The sequence below is a fragment of the Mesorhizobium sp. C395A genome, assembly GCF_030323205.1.
Taxonomy (GTDB): domain Bacteria; phylum Pseudomonadota; class Alphaproteobacteria; order Rhizobiales; family Rhizobiaceae; genus Mesorhizobium.
The window spans coordinates 3524316-3544419 of record NZ_CP100473.1 but is presented as its reverse complement, the minus strand read 5'-3'; the positions used below and the strand labels follow the sequence as shown (position 1 = coordinate 3544419).

Sequence of the window (20104 nt, the reverse complement as noted above, 5' to 3'; positions counted from 1 at the left end):
TCACTCTGCCAACCGAGAGTCAATCGGGATTCTTGCGGAGATCGAAAAGGTGATGGATGTGGTTCCTAGCAAGGACTCTTAGCCTTCTTCGGCATTTGGACCGGTTCAATCGCCGCAATCATAAAGGTTCTTGATTTATTGGAACGTTCCATTTATAGGATGCCGAAAACGGAGGTTGCCATGGATATCACCCTGCCTACGCAGAATGGCGGCCGCGTCAGCTACAAGCTCGCGGGCAGTCCGGTCGAGCCCGTAATCGGTGCGGTTTTCCCGCGCATCGCCTATGCCGCGGCCCATGTCGTCGCCGACCCTTTCGCGATGATCGACCCCTGGTCGAAGCCTGCGGTCGATTGGGACAAGACGATGGCGTTTCGGCATCATTTGTGGCGGCTTGGCTTCCGCATCGCCGAGGCGATGGACACCTCCCAGCGCGGCATGGGTTTCGACTGGGCGAATGCGCAGGAATTGATCCGCCGCTCGATCGCCGAGGCGCGCAGCGTCGAAGGCGCAGACCTCGCCTCGGGCGCCGGCACCGATCATCTGGCGCCGGCCAATTCGAGATCACTCGAAGATGTGATCGCCGCCTATGAGGAGCAGTTCGCTTTCATTGAAGGCGAGGGCGGCAAGGCGATCATGATGGCCAGCCGGGCGCTGGCAGCGGTCGCAAAGGGTCCGGACGACTATATCAGGGTCTACGATCGCATCCTCAGCCAGGCATCCGGCAAGGTCATCCTGCACTGGCTGGGCGACATGTTCGATCCTGCACTGAAAGGTTATTGGGGCAGCGGCAATTTCGAGGCCGCGCTCGACACCGTCGTCGCCATCATCGAGCGCCATGCCGGCAAGGTCGAGGGGATAAAGATTTCCCTGCTCGATGCCGGCAAGGAAGTTGCCTTGCGCAACCGGTTGCCGGAAGGCGTCGTCATGTTCACCGGCGACGATTTCAACTATCCCGAACTGATTGCCGGCGACGGGAAGCGGCACTCGCACGCCTTGCTCGGCATATTCGACGCCATCGCGCCGGTCGCCAGTGCGGCGCTCGCGAAACTGGCTGACGGCGACCGCGCCGGCTTTGACGCGCTGATGGCGCCGACAATGCCGTTGTCGCGCAAGATCTTCGAGGCGCCGACGGAGTATTACAAGGCCGGCATCGTCTTCATTGCCTGGCTCAACGGCCATCAGGACCATTTCGCCATGGTCGGCGGCATGCAGTCGGCGCGCGGCATCCTGCACTATGCCGACATCTTCCGCCTTGCCGACCAGGCAGGGTTGCTCGCCGATCCCGAGCTTGCACTGGCCAGGATGAAGCATTTCTGCGCGGTTGCAGGTGCCTGAGAACGACACAATCGCTGGCTGAAACCTGTCCCCCGTATGGGGGATTTGCGTTCTCGCGCCAAATCTGTATTCGGTTGCCGGGATTGGATGCGGACGGAGCGGCAATGACGGAAAAAGTGGCGCTCATCACCGGGGTTACCGGGCAGGACGGGGCCTATCTCGCAGAATTGCTTCTGCAGAAGGGCTATATTGTCCATGGCGTCAAACGCCGCTCGTCCTCGTTCAACACCAAGCGCGTTGACGACATCTATGTCGATCCGCACGAGCGCGGTGCGCGTTTCTTCCTGCATTATGGCGACCTGACCGACGCGACCAACCTTATTCGCCTGGTGCAGGAGACACAGCCCGGTGAGATCTACAATCTCGGCGCCCAGAGTCATGTCCAGGTGAGTTTCGAGACGCCGGAATACACCGGCAATGCCGATGCGCTGGGAACACTCAGGCTGCTCGAGGCGATCCGCATCCTGCGCCTGGAGAAGTCGGTGCGCTTCTATCAGGCATCGACGTCGGAGCTTTACGGCAAGGCGCGCGAGGTCCCGCAAAGCGAGGCGACGCCCTTCCATCCGCGCTCGCCCTATGCCGCGGCCAAGCTTTACGCCTACTGGATCACGGTCAACTACCGCGAGGCTTACGGCATGTTCGCCGCCAACGGAATCCTGTTCAACCACGAAAGCCCGACACGCGGCGAAACCTTCGTCACCCGCAAGATCACGCGGGCCGTCGCCTCGATCCATCACGGCCTGCAGGACACGCTCTATCTCGGCAATCTCGACGCCAAGCGTGATTGGGGCCATGCGCGCGACTATGTGGAGGGCATGTGGCGCATTCTGCAGCACAGCGAAGCCGACGATTTCGTGCTGGCGACCGGCGAGGCGCATTCGGTGCGCGAATTCGTCGAGCTGGCGTTTGCCGAGACCGGCCGCACCATCCGCTGGCAAGGCGAGGGTGTCGATGAAGTCGGTGTCGATGCCGGTTCGGGCACTGTCCTGGTGCGCATCGATCCGCGCTATTTCCGGCCGACCGAGGTCGACCTGCTGCTCGGCGACCCCGCCAAGGCCAAAGCCAGGCTGGGGTGGTCGCACACGACCGGCTTCAGGGATCTGGTGGCGGAAATGGTGCAGGCCGATCTGGCGCGCACCGCCGGCGGCACGCGGCAGAACAGCCGTTCTGCGTGAGGCAGGTTCATGGATGCGACCTTTGATCTGAAAGGCAAGCGTGTCTTCGTCGCCGGGCATCGCGGCATGGTCGGTTCGGCCGTCGTGCGCCGGCTGGCGAGCGAGGACTGCGAGATACTCACCATATCGCGCGACAGGCTCGACCTGCTCGACCAGGCAGGGGTGCGGCGCTGGATGGCCGAGCACAGGCCGGATGCGGTGGTGATGGCGGCCGCCAAAGTCGGCGGTATCCTGGCCAATGACCGGTTCCCTGTCGATTTCCTGCAGCAAAACCTGGTTATGCAGGGCAATGTCATTGACGGCGCCTTTCGCAGCGAGGTCGGCAAGCTTTTGTTTCTCGGCTCGTCCTGCATCTATCCAAAGCTCGCGCCGCAGCCGATCAGGGAAGACGCGCTGCTGACCGGTCCGCTCGAACCCACCAATGAATGGTATGCGATCGCCAAGATCGCCGGGCTCAAACTGTGCCAGGCCTATCGGCGCCAGCATGGCGTCGACTACATCTCGGCGATGCCGGCCAACCTTTACGGTCCTGGCGACAATTTCGATCTCCAGTCCAGCCATGTCGTGCCGGCCCTGATGCGAAAGGCGCATGCGCTGGCGCTGAGCGGCGGCAACAGCCTCGAGGTCTGGGGCTCGGGCATGCCACGGCGTGAATTCCTGCATGTCGACGACGCCGCCGATGCCTTGGTCTGGCTGTTGAAGAATTATGCCGGCGACAGCCACGTCAATGTCGGTTCGGGCGAGGATGTCACCATTGCCGAACTTGCCCAGACCGTCGCATCGGTCGCCGGCGTCGAGGCTGATATCGCCTTCGATACGACCAAGCCAGATGGCACGCCGCGCAAGTTGATGGATGTTTCGCGGCTGTTTGCGACGGGATGGCGCCCGCGCTACGCGCTTCGCGATGGATTGGAACAGACATATGCGTGGTTTCTCAACCATATTGAGAAGGGTGATGTCCGCCTCGGCGCGGCCTGATTCCAATTTTCCTTGAACCATTTCGCTGCCGCCCGCGACCAAGCGGTGTGTAGCAAACACGGTCCATCAAGGAGAACGTCAATGTTTATCACTTCAAGAAACGCATTTCTCGCCGCCATCGCGGTTTCGGTGCTGGCAGGGTGTCAGACGGCACCGCCGAGGGAATGCGAGAAGACCAAGCCCGGTGTCACCTACAACGGCAAATGCTGCGGCATCGGCACACCGTGCCGTGAAGGCAACAACACCCCTCATGACAAGCCCGACAGGCCCGATCCGCGGCCACAGTGATCCGCGAGCCAGAAACGTCGCGGCACGTGCCGGGACGTTTCGCTCCCGACAGGGTGGATTTACGGATCGGAAGGCCGCTACCCGGTTCCTTGCTGGCCGGCATTTGAATACGAAACGGGACGGCGGGGCAGTAGACGATGCGGTCGCGCAGATCGCGCGAAAACTTCCCGCCGGATCTGTACTTCAAGGGGCTGTTCGACTGTTCGAAGGGAAGGTCCCGTAGAAACTCAGATTTCGCTTTCCGTCGATGCGAAGGATGCTACTAAAAAAAATTCGAGATGCTCTTGAACTCATTTGGGGCGCCTCCTAATTCGATTTCCGCCAAGGCCATAAGGCTCGGCAATAAATGGCGGCGCCGCACGGGGCGGCGTCCTTGTACCCATGTTGCTTCAAGGAGGATGTGGCTATGAGAACCTTTGATACCCTCTATCGGACCACCGTCGGTTTCGACCGGCTTTTCGACATGCTTGACAGCGGCACGCGTCCAGACTGGCCGCCCTATAACATCGAGAAGGTCGGCGAGAACGATTACCGTATCTCGATGGAATCGCGGGCTTCAGCCAGGATGAAGTTGAGCTGACCCAGCATGGACCCGAACTGGTCGTGGTAGGCCAGAAGGCTGATGATCAGAGCGGACGTCAGCTGCTGCACCAGGGCATCGCCTATCGCAGTTTCAGGCAGACGTTCAAGCTTGCCGACCACATGAAGATCAAGGCAGCCAAACTGGAGAATGGCCTCCTCTCGATCGACATCGTCCGTGAGATTCCCGAAGAGCTGAAACCGCGCCGCATTAGCATCGGCGTCGGCGACACGCCGACGGCCGCCACTCAGATCACGCAAGACACGGACCGCGCGCGTAAAGCCGCGTAATCCTGTCGATCTGTCACACTTTGAACTGCGGGTCCGCCTCCCGGTTCCGGCCGGGAGGCTGTGATTGCGGAGAAACGAAGATGATCGCTGCAGGACGTACTGGCGCGCCTCTGTCGCGCGCCTGCAGTTGGCCTGGACCGCGCAAACCATGAAACTCAATGGTTCGTTCAATTTGGAGGATCATATGAACGATCGGATGTTTGACAGCGCCGTTTTCGTGAAAAGCGGCGACAACCTTGTTCAGGAAATCACGTGTCTCGAGGACGCTCTGGAGTTCCTCTATGAATGGCCGAAGGACAGGCGCGGCCCCATTCACCAAACCGCATTGCGGGCCTGCCAGCGAGCTTTCGATAGCGATTATCCGCTTTCCGCAGCCAGAGACGCGTTCAGCGGTTTTGCGAAAGCAGCCAGAATCCTTGAGGAAGTATCCACGACAATGCCGTGGATGATGGGCAGAGGTGGCGAAGGCGGAGGAGTGACTGCCTAAAGCGCGTCGCGAAACGGATTCATGCGACACGCTTTAAGTCTTTGTTTTGATGCATGTCGTTGTCCCAGAACCGCGGCATACTTCTGGGTGACATGCATTAGGAAAGGAGGTCATGATGCTATCGAAACCTTTTGAAAAGCCAGTCCGGGTGTGGGTGGGATTGGGCTTTCCCCGCCAACTCAACACGGTCGCGGATGCCTATCAATTCGCAGCCGAATGGTGTGGCAACAGCCCGGAGCAGAGAGCTGCTATTCGCGCTTGCAAAGCCGCTCTGATTGGCGATGTGGAACCCGAGACAGCACGAGGCGTCTTCGTCGCGTTCGCTCGCAAGAAGGATATTCTTATGGAGGACGGCATCGAGCCTGCGCCTTCAAGGACGCTAAGCCCGCACCACGTCTAAAGCGCGTCCCGTTTGAACGGACTCAGGCGACGCGCTTTAGGTCTTTGTTTTTAGGCATGTCGTTGTCTCAAAACCGGGGCCACTTTTGAGCGACATGCATTAAGATGTCCACAAACACGAGGCGGCTGCCACAAGCGGTGGCCGCCTTACCGGCTAAGTCGTCGAAGGGGTACGCCAAAACGGGCTTGGCTAAGTTATTGAAAGGATGGTGGGCGTGACAGGGATTGAACCTGTGACCCCTGCAATGTCAATGCAGTGCTCTCCCGCTGAGCTACACGCCCATCCGAAGCCGCGCATACACCATTTTTGGTCCAGCGCGTCAATAGCCGGAAAGGGAAAGAAAGGCTCGTTTTGTCGCGCCGCCGAAGCGGCGAGATCACACTGTGCGTGCTTCAGGCGGCCTGCAGCATTTTTTCGACCTCGTTGACGAGATCGCGCAGGTGGAAGGGCTTGGACAGCACCTTGGCGTCTTTCGGCGCCTTGGAATCGGGGTTGAGCGCGACGGCCGCGAAACCGGTGATGAACATCACCTTCAGGTCGGGATCGATCTCGGTGGCGCGGCGAGCGAGTTCGATGCCGTCCATCTCCGGCATGACGATATCGGTCAGCAGCAGGGAGAAAGGTTCTTCGCGCAGCCGCTCGTAGGCGCTGGCGCCATTGTCGAAATCGCTGACGTGGTAGCCGGCCCGCTCCAGTGCCTTGACCAGGAACCGGCGCATGTCGTCGTCGTCTTCCGCCAGCAGAATGCGTGCCATCTTGTCCCGTCCGAATCACCCCAGCCGAGCCTGCCGTCCGGCAAGCCCGTTAACCATCCTGTATATGAGGAGCTGACGGTAAACATCAAGTGAACGTTGGCTGCATTAATCCTGATTTGACGGGGTTCCTGACATGCCGAAATGCTGGACATGCGGCCGATGAGGTGGCAGTTTCCCATCATGATGCATTGCTGTTTCCGGGTTCGTTCAAATTGACGACGGCAGCCGAAGATTTTTCGGTCGTTCCACCCTTCGAAATCCGATCGGGCGCCGAGCAGCGCGTTCCCTTCGTCTTCAACTCACCGCATAGCGGCCGCTATTATCCAGACCGCTTCCTGGCCATGGCGCGGCTCGACCGGAACGCCATCCGCCGCTCCGAGGACTGCTATGTCGACGAGCTGTTCGGCGGCGCGGTGGCGCTGGGCGCGCCGATACTGGCGGCGAATTTTCCGCGCGCCTACCTCGACGTCAACCGCGAGCCCTGGGAACTCGACCCGCGCATGTTCGCCGAGCCGGTGCCGTCCTTCTGCAACATCCGCTCGGCGCGCGTTGCCGGCGGGCTCGGCACCGTGCCCAAGCTGGTGGGTGAGGGGCTCGACATCTATTCCGGCCGTCTGCCGCTGGCGGAGGCCGTCCAGCGCATAGAGGCGGTCTACAAACCCTATCACGAGACGCTGAAGCGGCTTTTGACCAGAACCCATGCCAGGTTCGGCTATGCCGTGCTGATCGACTGCCATTCGATGCCGGCGAGCATCAGGGTGGGCGACAGCGGCCTGCGGCCGGATTTCATCGTCGGCGACCGTTTCGGCATCTCGGCCACGGCGGCCCTGACCGAGACGGCGATCGGCCTGCTCATCGGCATGGGCTACACCGTCGCCCACAACAAACCCTATGCAGGCGGTTTCATCACCGAGCATTACGGCCGGCCGGCGCGCCATCTGCATGCGCTGCAGATCGAGGTCAATCGCGGCCTCTACATGAATGAGCGGACGTTCCAGAAATCGGCCGGCTTCGATGCGCTGGCCGACGATATGGCGCGCTTTTCGGCCGACCTGATGGCGATGCCCGACCACCACTTCATCGACCTCCCGCTGGCCGCCGAATGACGCCGGAGCGGCGGCTGTTCATGAGATCCCGCGCTGGCCATCCCGCAGCGTAAAAAAAGACCGCATCGTTTGCACGACACGGTCGAAGTCTAGGGAGGAAACGCCCAAGGAGGGCATGGACAGGAAAACCTGTCCGAGAACAAATTTATTGTGCGATGCACAAATGTCAATCGATCCCACGCTTTTTTAATTCACTCTGATGTGAAAATGCGTTTCGATGGTCCCGATGTGTGACATTTCGGCAACGCTGATGTCTCTGATAAATCGATAAACCCGCTTGTTTTGGCGGGAAAGTGCCGGCAGACCGGGTTGGAACTCTGTAATGCGGGAGAATCACGTGGACATCAGCATCGATTTCATGCGCCGGATCGCGCAAGCGGCGGCGGCTGAAACCTTGCCGCGTTTCCGCGCACAGGGCGCCGTGGCCAACAAGGAAAAAGGCAGTTTCGACCCGGTCACCGAGGCCGACCGCGAGGCCGAGCGCGCCATTCGGGCGCTGATCTCGGCTGAGTATCCCGATCACGGTATCCTTGGCGAAGAACATGGCAGCGAAAACATCTCCTCAAGGCATGTCTGGGTGATCGATCCGATCGATGGTACCCGCGCCTTCATCTCAGGCCTGCCGGTGTGGGGAACGCTGGTCGGGTTGACGGTCGACGGTGACGCCGTCGCCGGCATGATGGCGCAGCCGTTCACCGGCGAGCTGTTCTACGCCAACGCTTCCGGCTCCCACTACGAAGGCCCCGGTGGGCTGCGGAAGCTGTCGACCCGCAAGAGGACGAAGCTTGACGAGGCGACCTTGTTCACCACCACGCCGGCGCTTTTCAAGGGCGAGGCGCGCACCCGCTACGACGCGTTCGAGAAACAGATCCAGCTCGCCCGCTACGGAGCCGATTGCTACGCCTTTGCCATGATCGCATCCGGCAGCGTCGACATCGTCGCCGATCCCGGATTGAAACCCTACGACATCGTGGCGCTGATCCCGATCATCGAAAAGGCCGGCGGCGTCGTCACCACATTCGAGGGCGGTCCGGCGGAAAAGGGCGGCGACATCCTGGCCGCCGCAACGCCGGAGCTTCACGCGGCTGCAATGGCAGCCTTGCGCGGCTGATAGTCGACCCGATCAGCGCGGCTTGATCGAGCGCTGGAATTCCGCCGGCGTTCGCCCGTAGACCTGCCTGAACGCTGAGCTGAAATGACTGTGGCTGGAGAAGCCGAGGTCCAGGCCGAGCGTGGTCAGATTGTCGTAGCAGCCAAGCAGGTCGAGCGCGCGCGCCAGCCGCAGGCGCAGATGGTAGCGATAGAGCGGCATGCTGGAAAACCTGCGTGAGATAAACCGGTGATACCCCGACTTCAGTGGCGATCTCGGCCAGCGTCCAGCGCCGCGAAAGATCCGAGGACAGGACGAGCTTGGCGCGATCGACCAGCTTCTGCCGGCCAGCGCTGGCGCCGGCGGCATGCGAGGTGCCCTCGCCGAGGGAGCGCCCGCACCAGCGTCAGCGCCAGGGTTTCGGCCTCCAGCGTTTCGGCAATGTTGCGGCTCAGGCTGTGGCGCAGCACCGCCACCAGCGCCTGAGCCCGCGGGTCGATGCGGCGGCGCTGACGACGAAACGCCACGGCGCTGCCCGAGCGCAACTGCTCCTTCGGCGTCAGCTCCTGCAGTTGCGCCTCCTCGACAACGAGATCGAGGCAGGAATCGCCACCCTCGACGGGATGGCTGATCCGGTAGCCTTCGGCGTTGTTGAAGAACAACAACTGGTTGGCTTCGGCGACCGCATCGTTGCGGCCGACATGGCGCACGAAGACGCCGCGATAGGGAAACACAAGATGCGTGGCAGCGGTGCACTCTTCTTCGCTCTTGTGCCGGCATTCGCCGCTGCAGAGGACATCCCTCACCCTGACGGTGCCGGTGTCCAGAAGCGTCTGTACCGTGAACTGCGACATGGTGAGCTGAGACATGGCCGTTGCATTCTACCCTTGCGCCGAAAGCTGCTCCGGCACATTAGGCGATCGGCTTGTCCAAACCTGTCAGGAGACTTCACCTGTCGGGCCCTTCGTACGGCATGGCTCAGTCCCACAAACGGCGCATGTATTCGCAGTGAGCTTGGCTGCGCGACAGGCCGATGTCCTTGAGCTGTTCGTCGGTCATTTCGAGCAAGGCAAGGCGGCTTCGGCGCCTTTCCAGTTGACGGCCGATCCAGTTTGCCGCCGCGATGCCTTGTGTCCGCAAGGACCGCCGGAACGTCGCGGTTTGAGTTGTCGGCTGATGTGCGAGGCATTGCGCCGCCGCTGCATGATCGGGGCGCATCGCTCAGGCTTCCCCGTTGCCAGCCACTGATGCGCCGGCCACTGATGCGCCGGCTTCGTTCAGCGCAATCGCGCATTCCTCACAGCAGACCTCGACGGTCTTGCCGCCGACCTTGACGCGGATCGGATTGGCGTCCAGCTGGCAATCGCAGGCAGCGCAGGTTTTCTCGGTCATGACGTCATCTCCTTGGCGTTCGGTTCGACACGGAGAGATGAGCATTCCGGGGCGGCACCGGCTGTCAGAATCTTTAGCTCTTTGGGTGCTGCCGGCGCTGCTCCTGACAGAAGGCTGTCAGCAGGCGCAAGCTCAAGGCGCCGCAACATGCAGCGCCGGCGGCATCAGGCTGTCGGGTCGCCGTTGCCGGGTATGAAGGCGTCGAAGGCGGCGAGCAACTGCTCGCGATAGACATCGGCCTCCTGCAGGATCTCGTGTTTCGAGCCATCGATCATCAGCAGCGAGCCCAGACGCAGACGCCTGGCATAGGCTTCCACGGCCTTGGTCGAGACGACCTGATCGGCGCCGGCGGCGATCATCAGCAGCGGCACCTGGATCCTGGCCATGAAGTCGGGCTCACTGATGGCTTCGCCTGCCTTGATTGCCGCCTGCAGCCAGCGGATCGTCGGCCCGCCGAGCGCCAGTTGCGGATAGTGCTCGTAGATTTTCGTGTTGCGCTGATAGCGCCCGGGGTCCGATGTCACCTTGTTGAGGGCGAAGGGCAGGGTTTCCCTGGGACGCGGACCCCAGGCGGCGTAGAGCCGGCCGAGGCCGAGAAAGCACAATATCGAGCAGACGCGGCGCGCGGTTTTTGCCGACACGGGCGAGTCGGGCACCGTCAGGAAAGGCGCAATCAGCACCATGCGACGCACCCGGTTGACCATCGACGGCGCCGCGAGCAGCGCGATCACGGCGCCCATCGAATGGGCGAGGATGTAATACGGGCCGCGGCAGTCGGGCAGCACGATATCCTCGAAGAACTGTTCGAGGTCGCCGGTGTAATCGTAGAAAGAGCGGACATAGCCGCGTTGCGGATCGGCGATCAGCCGGTCGGAATCGCCCTGGCCGCGCCAGTCGAGCGTGGCGACGCCGAGGCCGCGGTCGGTCAGGTTGCGGATGGTTTCGAAATACTTCTCGATGCACTCGTTGCGGCCGGGCAGCAGCACGACGGTGCCTTTCAGCGGCCGGGTGACCGCGGCAAACAGGCCGTAGCGGATCTTCTTGCCGTCGCGCGTGGTGAAAAAGCCGCCGGCGACATTTTGCGGCGGCGGATTGCCTGGCGTGGGATGGAAGAGATCCGTCATTAGGCGCTTGCGTCTTCGTGGTGTCTCACCCGGCAGGGCGTCGGCATGGTGATAGACGCCAATGGATGAAAAGCAAAGGGAGGACGCCAAGGGGGCGGACGAACGACAAGCAAGGCCGGAAGCAGCCTGCGGCGGCGTGCTTCCGGCCTCTGTCGATCCGGGAGGAAGGGACGTTACACCCGGTCGGCCTCGTCGCGGCGCTTTCATCCGGCGCCGCCTGGTTCTTTATCCTGGGGGCACTCTAGCGCCGGCCGGCTGAACGGGCGCCGAAGCAGCGGTTCATCTGCCGTTCATCGACGCCTCGATTGGCGCTCTTCAAAAATCCTTGAAATGCGCTTTTGCGCTCCCCAAATGTCGGATGCAGCCGCCGATGTCGGGGCTGCTGGTCCACCCGAAACGCCTTTCCAGGGTTTCGCACCGGCCACACGCAAACATGTTGCTCAACAGGAGAACACCTCATGCGTCACGTTGATTTTTCCCCGCTCTATCGCTCGACCGTCGGCTTCGACCGCCTGTTCACCATGCTCGACTCGCTGGCCCAGCCCGATGGCGCGCAGACCTATCCGCCCTACAACATCGAGCGCACCGGCGAGGACGCCTATCGCATCTCGATGGCGGTTGCCGGCTTCTCGGACGAAGAGATTTCGATCGAAGCCCACCGCAACGTGCTGACCGTCAAGGGTGAGCGCAAGGAAGAGGGCAATGGCGAAGGCTCCGAGCTGCTCTACCGCGGCATTGCCTCGCGTTCGTTCGAGCGCCGCTTCCAGCTTGCCGACCATGTCGAGGTCGTCGGCGCCACCCTGAAGAACGGCCTGCTTTTCGTCGACCTTAAGCGCAACATCCCCGAGGAGCTGAAGCCGCGCAAGATCGCGATTACCGCCTCTTCGGCCAACGCCAAGCAGATCGAGGCCAAGAACGCCGCGTGATCAAGACGGCGGCGTCACAACGCCCAAGGTTGAAAGCGTCTCCTCCCGAGACGAAAGCGGCGCCGCGAGGGGCCGCTTTTTTTCGCCGCAGCCTCTGTCACCCCAACCGAAGAGTTCTGGCTCTTTTGCGGCGGGCGCCGTCTTCCCATGAAGGGCGATGTCTGATCTTTCGGCTGATTTTTCCCTGGCCCTAACGGCAACCATTGCGGTGACCTTCCTGCTGGCCGGCATTGTCAAGGGCGTTACCGGTATGGGACTGCCGACGTTGGCGATGGGGCTGCTGGGCACAATCATGCCGCCGGTCGCCGCGGCTTCGCTGCTGATCGTGCCGTCCTTCGTCACCAATATCTGGCAGCTGTTTGCCGGCCCGAGCTTCGGATGGATCCTCAGGCGGCTGTGGCTGATGATGGTCGGCATCGTCGCCGGCACGCTGGCCGGCTCATGGCTGCTGGCCAGCGACAATGTCAAATGGACGACGGCCGGCCTCGGGGCGGCGCTGATCGTCTATGCCGTCTATACGCTGCTGGCGCGGCAGTTGACGGTTCCCGCGTCAGCCGAGCGCTGGTCGTCGCCCATCGTCGGTTTCCTTACCGGCATCGTCACCGGCGGCACCGGCGTGTTCGTCGTGCCCGCTGTACCTTACATTCAGGCGCTGGGCTTGAGCCGTGACGATCTGATCCAGGCGCTCGGCCTGTCCTTCACCGTGTCGACGATCGCGCTCGCTGCCGGCCTTGCCTCGCACGGCGCGTTCCAGGTCGGGCATGTCGCCATGTCGTCGCTGGCGGTTGCGCCGGCCTTGCTCGGCATGTGGCTCGGACAGTTGCTCCGGCAGCGGATCAGCCCGGCGACCTTCCGGCGCTGGTTTCTTGTTTTCCTGATCTTGCTTGGCCTCGAGCTTTTGGCGCGGCCTTTCCTTGCTTAGCGACCGGTGCCGGTTGCGAGAACGGCCTCGATGTTTTGCCGGTGGACGGGCTCGTACAGCGCGAAGTACTCGACCGCGCCCGTGGCGAATATGTCGGCGCCGAAGGTTTTCAGATCCTGCTTCGCAAGATCAGGCTCACGCCGGCAGCGAAGCAGTTTTTGAACGTAGGCTTGCGTGGCGGCGATGAGGCCTTTGTCGTAGCCGCCTCGCTCAATCGCTTCGAGCGAGCCGTGATTGGGCAAGATGCGGTCTATCGGCCACCCGCTCATGCGTTCGAGATCGACCAGATGTTGCGCCAGCCGATCCGCCTCGCTGACATAGGTGATCGGATCCTCCAGCGTGTCGCCCGCCAGCAGCAGGCCGTTCCCAGGCATGAACAGCACCGTGCCGTCATGGCTGTGGATTTCGACCTGACGCAGCTCGACGGCGATCGATCCAACGGTGAGGTCAAGACTGCCTTCGAAGGTCCTGTTCGGCAGCACGAGAGGCTTGATCGGTGGAACACTGCTTTCGATCTCCGCCCGGTTGTTCGCGAGCGCCGAGGCGGTGAGCGTGTTGGCGATAATCTCGCAATCCTGAAACACCTCATTGCCGGCAATATGATCGTCATGCCAGTGGCTGAGCACGATTCGGATCGATGTTGCGCCCATGTCTTCGAGCGTCTGCCTGATGAAGCGCGCGTGAGGCAGCGAAATATGCGTGTCGTAGACAAGCGCCTGCGAGCCATCGACGATCGCATAGGTGCAGATGCCGAGGGCATAGGCGCCGTCGTCCAGCCAGTTCGGCTCGTCCGACCAGGCGCGAACGCCGTCAACGCGGCCATCGTAGAAGCCGAGCACGTTTGGCGCCGGGCGAACCAGCCGCATGGTTGAGCCGAGAGGTGGCTTTGTCATTGGCGCGGTCTCGCGGGTTCAGGCGATCATCTGGCCGAAGCGATCGACCTCATCTGAAGTCGTGGCAAAGCTGGTGACGAAGCGATAGAGCAACTCGTCCTCGCCGACATGGCCGTCGAAGCCGTGCGGCCTGTGCCAGTCGTAAAAGGCTGCGCCGACGGATTGCAGCCTTTCGGCTTCCGCCTTTTTCATCACCGCGAACACCTCGTTGGCCTGCGGCAACCAGGCGAGCTTCGCCGTTGCCGAATCCTCGATCGCAGCCGCCAGGCGCGCGGCCATGGCATTGGCATGACGGGCCGTGTCCAGCCACAGGCCGTCCGTGAAGTAGGCGTCGAACTGCGCTGCGATGAAGCGCGACTTGGAGAACAGCTGTGCGGCGCGCTTGCGCAGGAAGGACAACTCCTTGGCGCGGTCTAGATCGAACAGCACCACCGCTTCGGCGCACCAGCAGCCGTTCTTGGTGCCGCCGAACGAGACGATGTCGACGCCGCGCTTCCAGGTCATTTCGGCCGGCGTCGTCTCAAGCGCGACCAATGCGTTGGCAAAACGGGCGCCGTCCATATGCAGCGGCAGGGAAAAGCGTTTGGCGATCTCCGAAATGGTGGAAATGTCGTCGAGCCCGTACACTGTGCCGACTTCGGTCGATTGGGTGATCGAGACGGCCGTCGGGCGTCCCCAATGGACGATTTCGGGTGCGAAACGGGCGACGGCGCGTTCAAGATTGTGCGGATCGATCTTGCCCAGGGCGCCGTCGACAGCATGGAGACGCGAGCCGCCGCTGAAATATTCCGGCGCGCCGCATTCGTCCTCGATGATGTGCGATTCGCGGTGCGCAAAGGAAATGCCGCCGGGCTTGTTGTAAGCGGCCAGGGACAGCGAGTTGGCCGCCGTGCCGGTAGCGACGAAGAACACCGCGACCTCGCGTTCGAAGATCTCGCTGAAACGCTGGTAGACGGCCCGGTCGAGATCGCCATCGCCATAGGCGGTCGAAAAGCCGCCAGCATTGGCTGACAGCCCGGCGGCAATGTTGGAATGGACGCCCGCCCAGTTGTCGGATGCAAAGAACATCAGGAAAGTCCCTGCCTGGTTGAGAAAGTCTGGTTGCGACAAGAGCGCGACCATGGCCGTTTCGGGGTTTGACGCGCAAGGGCCAAGGGCTGAAAAAGCGGTAAAGCCAAAGGCGATCACGAAGGAGTGCCGGGACCGAAATTTCGTTTCAACAGCGCCCGACGTAATTTTCTGTCGCCAAACGTCCAAGAATTTGGTGAATCGGTCTTGTGTGCGCCCAGGATTTCTGCCATAAAAATTTAGGACAGTAGTGCTGTCTTATTTTGTCGCACAAGTCAGGCTGGATTGGCGTATCATTTGGGCCACTCCGGCCGTTGCCGCGAGCGACGGGTAGACGGCTCGGCTGTGGCCTGTACGATACCGGATACGAACCGGCGGTGCACCGCACGGACCGCCAAGGATTTCGAAAAGACGTGCCGCAAGAATGAGAGCGGAAGCCAGTCGCTTCCCAAGGTAGACCAGCGCCCCAAATGCTAGACGTGCAAGGGGCCGGATCGGAGGACAGGACGATGACGGAACTGACGCCATCTGCGATTATCGGCCAGGCCGCGCAGACGAAAGCGGCAGCCGTTAAAAATACCGTTCTGACCAAAGAAGGCCGAACCACCAACGGCCTGACCGGCAACGGTATGGCCGCGCAGGGTCTCTACGATCCGCGCAACGAGCATGACGCGTGCGGCGTCGGCTTCATCGTCAACATGAAGAACGTGAAGTCGCACCAGATCGTCAAGGACGGGCTCTTCGTGCTCGAAAACCTGACGCATCGCGGCGCTGTCGGCGCCGATCCGCTGATGGGCGACGGCGCCGGCGTGCTGGTGCAAATCCCCGATCATTTCTTCCGCGAAGAGATGGCGGCCCAGGGCGTCGAACTGCCGGCGGCAGGCCAATACGGCGTCGGCCACTGGTTCATGCCGCAGGATGCGGCACTGCGCGCCCATATCGAAGAGATCATCGCCGAATCGGCGCAGTCAGAAGGGCTGCCGCTGCTCGGCTTTCGCGACGTGCCGGTCGACAATTCATCGCTGTCGAAGGCGCCCGATATTGCGGCCTCCGAACCGTTCCATCGCCAGGTCTTCATCGGCCGCACATCGGACATTCCAGATGACGAGGAATACGAGGCCAGGCTGTACCTGCTGCGCAAGGTGATTTCCGGCCGCATCTACGCCGAGAACAACAACAAGGATATCGGCGCCTACTGTGTGTCGCTATCGGCGCGTACCATCGTCTACAAGGGCATGTTCCTGGCCTACCAGGTCGGCGCCTATTACAAGGATTTGTCGGATCCGCGTTTCGAGACCGCGCTGATCCTCGTCCACCAGCGCTTCTCGACCAACACCTTCCCGTCATGGAAGCTCGCGCACCCCTACCGCATGGTCGCGCATAATGGCGAGATCAACACGGTGCGCGGCAACAACAACTGGATGGCGGCGCGCCAAGCCTCGGTCGATTCCGAACTGTTCGGCAACAACATCTCCAAGCTGTGGCCGATCTCCTATGACGGCCAGTCCGACACGGCGTGCTTCGACAATGCGCTCGAATTCCTGTTCCAGGGCGGCTACAGCCTCAGCCACGCCATGATGATGCTGATCCCGGAAGCCTGGGCCGGCAACAAGCTGATGGATGCCGATCGCAAGGCTTTCTACGAATACCATGCAGCGCTTATGGAGCCGTGGGACGGGCCGGCCGCGGTCGCCTTCACCGACGGCCGCCAGATCGGCGCCACGCTCGACCGCAACGGGCTGCGCCCGGCGCGCTACATCGTCACCGACGACGACCGCGTCATCATGGCGTCAGAGGCCGGCGTGCTGCCGGTGCCGGAGGAGAGGATCGTCAAGAAGTGGCGGCTGCAGCCCGGCCGCATGCTTCTGATCGACCTCGCCAAGGGCCGCATCATTTCCGACGAGGAGATCAAGTCGGAGATCGCCACCAGGCATCCCTACAAGACCTGGCTCAACAACACGCAGCTGATCCTCGAGGATCTGAAGCCGGTCGAGCCGCGCGCGCTGCGCAAGGATGTCAGCCTGCTCGATCGCCAGCAGGCTTTCGGCTACACGCAGGAAGACACCAAGCTGTTGATGTCGCCGATGGCGACCACCGGCCAGGAAGCCGTGGGTTCGATGGGCACCGACACGCCGATCTCGGCGATGTCGGACAAGTCGAAGCTGCTCTACACCTATTTCAAACAGAATTTCGCCCAGGTCACCAACCCGCCGATCGACCCGATCCGCGAGGAGCTGGTGATGAGCCTTGTCTCGTTCATCGGGCCGCGGCCCAACATCTTCGACCTGGTCGGCAATTCGCGCCGCAAGCGGCTCGAAGTGCGCCAGCCGATCCTGACCAATGGCGATCTGGAAAAGATCCGCTCGATCGGCCACACCGAGGACCGTTTCGACACCAAGACCATCGACATCACCTACGGGTCGAGCGAGGGCGCGGCCGGCATGCAGGGCGCCGTCGAGCGTCTGTGCGAGCGGGCGGAAGCCGCTGTCGCCGGCGGCTACAACATCATCATCCTGTCCGACCGCCAGGTCGGTCCCGACCGTATCGCCATTCCGGCACTGCTGGCGACGGCTGCCGTGCACCACCATCTGATCCGCAAGGGTCTGCGCACCGCGGTCGGCCTGGTCGTGGAATCCGGCGAGCCACGCGAAGTGCATCATTTCTGCTGTCTCGCCGGCTACGGCGCCGAGGCGATCAACCCCTACCTTGCCTTCGATACGCTGCTCGACATGCACAAGCGTGGCGAACTGCCGGCTGAGGTTGACGCCTACGAGGTGGTCTCGCGCTACATCAAGTCGATCGGCAAGGGCATCCTCAAGGTGATGTCGAAGATGGGCATCTCCACCTATCAGTCCTATTGCGGCGCGCAGATATTCGACGCCATCGGGCTGAAGTCGGATTTCGTCGAGAAGTACTTCACCGGCACAGCGACGCTGATCGAAGGTGTCGGCCTGGACGAGGTCGCGGCCGAGACGCTCAGCCGCCACACCGACGGTTTCGGCAACGATCCGGTGCTGCGCAACAGCCTCGAGGTCGGCGGCGAGTACATGTACCGCATGCGCGGCGAAGCCCATATGTGGTCGCCCGACGCCGTCGCCACCTTGCAGCACGCCGTGCGTCAGGGCTCGTGGGAGACGTTCAAGGAGTATTCCGCGCAGATCGACAGCGAGACGGCCCGTGCTCAGACCATACGCGGCCTGTTCAGGATCAAGCTTGCGGAAGAGACCGGCCGCAAGAAGGTGGCGATAGAGGACGTGATGTCGGCGGCCGATATCGTCAAGCGCTTCTCGACCGGGGCGATGTCGTTCGGCTCGATCTCGCGCGAGGCACACACGACGCTGGCGCGCGCCATGAACCAGATCGGCGGCAAGTCGAACACCGGCGAGGGCGGCGAAGAGGCCGACCGCTATCTGCCGCTGCCCGGCGGCAGCAAGAATCCCGAACGTTCGGCGATCAAGCAGGTCGCCTCGGGGCGGTTTGGCGTCACCGCCGAGTATCTCGTCAATTCCGATGTCATGCAGATCAAGGTCGCGCAGGGCGCCAAGCCCGGTGAGGGCGGCCAGCTGCCCGGCCACAAGGTCGACGCCACCATCGCCAAGGTCCGGCACTCGACGCCTGGCGTCGGCCTGATCTCGCCGCCGCCGCATCACGACATCTATTCGATCGAGGATCTGGCGCAGCTGATCTATGATCTGAAGAACGTCAACCCGGCGGCCGACGTATCGGTCAAGCTGGTGTCGGAAGTCGGTGTCGGTACGGTTGCGGCCGGCGTCGCCAAGGCACGCGCCGACCACATCACCATATCGGGCTATGATGGCGGCACCGGCGCGTCGCCGCTGACCTCGCTCAAGCATGCCGGCAGCCCGTGGGAAATGGGCCTAGCCGAGACGCACCAGACGCTGGTGCTGAACGGGCTGCGCTCGCGCGTTGCGCTGCAGGTCGATGGTGGCTTGCGCACGGGGCGCGACGTCATCATCGGTGCGCTGCTCGGTGCCGACGAGTTCGGCTTCTCGACCGCGCCGCTGATCGCGGCCGGCTGCATCATGATGCGCAAGTGCCACTTGAACACCTGCCCGGTCGGCGTCGCGACGCAGGACCCGGTTCTGCGCAAGCGTTTCAAGGGCACGCCCGAGCATGTCATCAACTTCTTCTTCTATGTTGCGGAAGAGGTGAGGGGGCTGCTGGCCGAGATGGGCTACACCCATATCGACCAGATCATCGGCGACAGCGACCTGCTGGAAAAGCGCGAGATGATCCAGCATTGGAAGGCGCGTGGGCTCGATTTCGGCAAGATGTTCTTCAAGCCGGACGCGCCGCATGAGGCGGTGCACTGGACCGAACGGCAGAAACACCCGATCGACGATGTACTCGATCGCAAGCTGATCGAACTGGCGAAGCCCGCGCTCGAAAGCAAGCAGCCGGTCAAGATCGAGGTCGACATCCGCAATGTCGATCGCTCCACGGGCGCCATGCTGTCGGGCGAAGTCGCCAAGCGCTTCAGGCACAAGGGCCTGCGCGAGGACACGATCCAGGTGAAGCTGACCGGCACAGCCGGCCAGTCGTTCGGCGCCTTCCTGGCGCGCGGCATCTCGTTCGAACTCGTGGGTGCGGCCAACGACTATGTCGGCAAGGGCCTGTCGGGCGGACGCATCGTCATCCGGCCGCCGGAGGAGTCCAGGATCGTCGCGGCGGAATCGATCATCGTCGGCAACACCGTCCTCTATGGCGCGACCGAGGGCGAGGCCTATTTCGCCGGTGTCGCCGGCGAGCGCTTCGCGGTGCGCAATTCGGGCGTCGCCGCCGTCGTGGAAGGCGTCGGCGATCATGGCTGCGAATACATGACCGGCGGCATCGTCGTCGTCATCGGCCAGACCGGTCGCAACTTCGCTGCCGGCATGTCGGGCGGCGTGGCCTATGTTCTGGATGAGGCCGGCGATTTCGCCGCGCGCTGCAACATGGCGATGGTCGAGCTGGAGCCGGTTCCGGAAGAAGACGATCTGATGGAAAGGCTGCTGCATCATGGCGGTGACCTCGACCACAAGGGTCGCGTCGACGTCTCGGGCGACATGACCACCCATGACGAGGAACGGCTTTACCAGCTTATCTCGAACCACGTCCATTTCACCGGTTCGGTACGCGGCCGCGAGATACTCGACGACTGGACGATCTTCAGGCCGAAATTCCGCAAGATCATGCCGGTCGAATACCGCCGCGCGCTGATCGAGATGGAACGCATGCGCATGGGCGTGGCGGCGGAATAGGTTTTTCGACTTGCCGGGAGGCGCAGGCTTCCCG

General features: G+C 62.3%; 17 protein-coding genes, 1 tRNA gene and 2 pseudogenes. 12 read left to right on the top strand and 8 right to left on the bottom strand.

The features are described from left to right. Positions 1 to 180: 180 nt before the first annotated feature. The 7 genes and pseudogenes from NLY37_RS17330 (at position 181) to NLY37_RS17300 (ending at position 5533) form a co-directional block, all read left to right on the top strand. Positions 181 to 1335 (top strand): dihydrodipicolinate synthase family protein, encoded by a 1155-nt coding sequence (locus tag NLY37_RS17330; RefSeq protein WP_023740952.1) that lies wholly within the window; start codon positions 181 to 183, stop codon positions 1333 to 1335. 104 nt (positions 1336 to 1439) lie between these two features. Continuing rightward, a complete protein-coding gene (gmd, locus tag NLY37_RS17325) occupies positions 1440 to 2510 on the top strand; it encodes a GDP-mannose 4,6-dehydratase (protein ID WP_023740953.1) in 1071 nt (356 codons plus the stop codon). A gap of 9 nt (positions 2511 to 2519) precedes the next feature. Then, positions 2520 to 3488: a GDP-L-fucose synthase gene (gene fcl, locus NLY37_RS17320; RefSeq protein ID WP_023740954.1), complete on the top strand. Its 969-nt coding sequence runs from the start codon at positions 2520 to 2522 to the stop codon at positions 3486 to 3488. An 81-nt stretch (positions 3489 to 3569) separates the two neighbouring features. Then, positions 3570 to 3776, top strand: a complete 207-nt coding sequence (locus NLY37_RS17315; protein ID WP_023710933.1) for a hypothetical protein — start codon at positions 3570 to 3572, stop codon at positions 3774 to 3776. A 406-nt stretch (positions 3777 to 4182) separates the two neighbouring features. Beyond that, a pseudogene (locus NLY37_RS17310) lies at positions 4183 to 4646 on the top strand (Hsp20 family protein). A gap of 64 nt (positions 4647 to 4710) precedes the next feature. Further along, complete coding sequence (locus NLY37_RS17305) at positions 4711 to 5133, top strand: DUF982 domain-containing protein (protein ID WP_348626545.1); 423 nt, start codon at positions 4711 to 4713, stop codon at positions 5131 to 5133. A gap of 112 nt (positions 5134 to 5245) precedes the next feature. Beyond that, a complete protein-coding gene (locus NLY37_RS17300; RefSeq protein WP_245260022.1) occupies positions 5246 to 5533 on the top strand; it encodes a DUF982 domain-containing protein in 288 nt (95 codons plus the stop codon). Between the two features lie 206 nt (positions 5534 to 5739). Here NLY37_RS17300 and NLY37_RS17295 read toward each other — a convergent pair. Continuing rightward, positions 5740 to 5814 (bottom strand) — tRNA-Val (locus tag NLY37_RS17295). A gap of 111 nt (positions 5815 to 5925) precedes the next feature. Beyond that, the gene (gene cpdR, locus NLY37_RS17290; RefSeq protein WP_023671195.1) at positions 5926 to 6288 is read right to left on the bottom strand and encodes a cell cycle two-component system response regulator CpdR; all 363 of its coding nucleotides are present in this window, start codon (positions 6286 to 6288) and stop codon (positions 5926 to 5928) included. Between the two features lie 164 nt (positions 6289 to 6452). On the opposite strand from cpdR, the gene NLY37_RS17285 reads away from it, so the two are divergent. Both NLY37_RS17285 and hisN read left to right on the top strand, forming a co-directional pair. Further along, positions 6453 to 7394: an N-formylglutamate amidohydrolase gene (locus NLY37_RS17285; RefSeq protein WP_023714042.1), complete on the top strand. Its 942-nt coding sequence runs from the start codon at positions 6453 to 6455 to the stop codon at positions 7392 to 7394. 337 nt (positions 7395 to 7731) lie between these two features. Then, positions 7732 to 8505, top strand: a complete 774-nt coding sequence (gene hisN / locus NLY37_RS17280; RefSeq protein WP_023691771.1) for a histidinol-phosphatase — start codon at positions 7732 to 7734, stop codon at positions 8503 to 8505. Positions 8506 to 8517: 12 nt separating this feature from the next. Here hisN and NLY37_RS17275 read toward each other — a convergent pair. The 4 genes and pseudogenes from NLY37_RS17275 to NLY37_RS17260 form a co-directional block, all read right to left on the bottom strand. Beyond that, a pseudogene (locus NLY37_RS17275) lies at positions 8518 to 9338 on the bottom strand (helix-turn-helix transcriptional regulator). 124 nt (positions 9339 to 9462) lie between these two features. Continuing rightward, on the bottom strand, positions 9463 to 9702 hold the full coding sequence (locus tag NLY37_RS17270; protein ID WP_023683235.1) for a DUF1127 domain-containing protein: 240 nt from the start codon (positions 9700 to 9702) through the stop codon (positions 9463 to 9465). A gap of 3 nt (positions 9703 to 9705) precedes the next feature. Continuing rightward, a complete protein-coding gene (locus NLY37_RS17265; protein ID WP_023683236.1) occupies positions 9706 to 9876 on the bottom strand; it encodes a hypothetical protein in 171 nt (56 codons plus the stop codon). 164 nt (positions 9877 to 10040) lie between these two features. Continuing rightward, positions 10041 to 11000, bottom strand: coding sequence for an alpha/beta fold hydrolase (locus tag NLY37_RS17260; protein ID WP_023735042.1), 960 nt, complete (start codon positions 10998 to 11000; stop codon positions 10041 to 10043). Between the two features lie 458 nt (positions 11001 to 11458). Here NLY37_RS17260 and NLY37_RS17255 point away from each other — a divergent pair, with 458 nt between their 5' ends. Together NLY37_RS17255 and NLY37_RS17250 are read left to right on the top strand one after the other, a co-directional pair. Next, on the top strand, positions 11459 to 11926 hold the full coding sequence (locus NLY37_RS17255; protein WP_023671202.1) for an Hsp20 family protein: 468 nt from the start codon (positions 11459 to 11461) through the stop codon (positions 11924 to 11926). Between the two features lie 157 nt (positions 11927 to 12083). Continuing rightward, positions 12084 to 12848, top strand: coding sequence for a sulfite exporter TauE/SafE family protein (locus NLY37_RS17250; RefSeq protein ID WP_023686418.1), 765 nt, complete (start codon positions 12084 to 12086; stop codon positions 12846 to 12848). Here the strand turns inward: NLY37_RS17250 and NLY37_RS17245 are convergent. Together NLY37_RS17245 and NLY37_RS17240 are read right to left on the bottom strand one after the other, a co-directional pair. Next, entirely contained in the window at positions 12845 to 13741 is an 897-nt protein-coding gene (locus NLY37_RS17245) for an MBL fold metallo-hydrolase (protein WP_023740955.1), read from the bottom strand. The genes NLY37_RS17250 and NLY37_RS17245 overlap by 4 nt on opposite strands. Before the next feature lie 18 nt (positions 13742 to 13759). Then, complete coding sequence (locus NLY37_RS17240) at positions 13760 to 14809, bottom strand: threonine aldolase family protein (RefSeq protein WP_023686416.1); 1050 nt, start codon at positions 14807 to 14809, stop codon at positions 13760 to 13762. Positions 14810 to 15318: 509 nt separating this feature from the next. On the opposite strand from NLY37_RS17240, the gene gltB reads away from it, so the two are divergent. Further along, complete coding sequence (gltB, locus tag NLY37_RS17235) at positions 15319 to 20070, top strand: glutamate synthase large subunit (RefSeq protein ID WP_023740956.1); 4752 nt, start codon at positions 15319 to 15321, stop codon at positions 20068 to 20070. The last annotated feature ends 34 nt before the right edge of the window (positions 20071 to 20104 follow it).

What these genes read in the sequence shown, in the direction of transcription:
- NLY37_RS17330 (WP_023740952.1), top strand. Translation starts at nt 181, where the DNA reads ATGGATATCACCCTGCCTACGCAGAATGGCGGCCGCGTCAGCTACAAG.
- gmd (WP_023740953.1), top strand. Translation starts at nt 1,440, where the DNA reads ATGACGGAAAAAGTGGCGCTCATCACCGGGGTTACCGGGCAGGACGGG.
- fcl (WP_023740954.1), top strand. Translation starts at nt 2,520, where the DNA reads ATGGATGCGACCTTTGATCTGAAAGGCAAGCGTGTCTTCGTCGCCGGG.
- NLY37_RS17315 (WP_023710933.1), top strand. Translation starts at nt 3,570, where the DNA reads ATGTTTATCACTTCAAGAAACGCATTTCTCGCCGCCATCGCGGTTTCG.
- NLY37_RS17300 (WP_245260022.1), top strand. Translation starts at nt 5,246, where the DNA reads ATGATGCTATCGAAACCTTTTGAAAAGCCAGTCCGGGTGTGGGTGGGA.
- cpdR (WP_023671195.1), bottom strand. Translation starts at nt 6,288, where the DNA reads ATGGCACGCATTCTGCTGGCGGAAGACGACGACGACATGCGCCGGTTC.
- NLY37_RS17270 (WP_023683235.1), bottom strand. Translation starts at nt 9,702, where the DNA reads ATGCGCCCCGATCATGCAGCGGCGGCGCAATGCCTCGCACATCAGCCG.
- NLY37_RS17265 (WP_023683236.1), bottom strand. Translation starts at nt 9,876, where the DNA reads ATGACCGAGAAAACCTGCGCTGCCTGCGATTGCCAGCTGGACGCCAAT.
- NLY37_RS17260 (WP_023735042.1), bottom strand. Translation starts at nt 11,000, where the DNA reads ATGACGGATCTCTTCCATCCCACGCCAGGCAATCCGCCGCCGCAAAAT.
- NLY37_RS17255 (WP_023671202.1), top strand. Translation starts at nt 11,459, where the DNA reads ATGCGTCACGTTGATTTTTCCCCGCTCTATCGCTCGACCGTCGGCTTC.
- NLY37_RS17250 (WP_023686418.1), top strand. Translation starts at nt 12,084, where the DNA reads ATGTCTGATCTTTCGGCTGATTTTTCCCTGGCCCTAACGGCAACCATT.
- NLY37_RS17245 (WP_023740955.1), bottom strand. Translation starts at nt 13,741, where the DNA reads ATGACAAAGCCACCTCTCGGCTCAACCATGCGGCTGGTTCGCCCGGCG.
- NLY37_RS17240 (WP_023686416.1), bottom strand. Translation starts at nt 14,809, where the DNA reads ATGTTCTTTGCATCCGACAACTGGGCGGGCGTCCATTCCAACATTGCC.
- gltB (WP_023740956.1), top strand. Translation starts at nt 15,319, where the DNA reads ATGACGGAACTGACGCCATCTGCGATTATCGGCCAGGCCGCGCAGACG.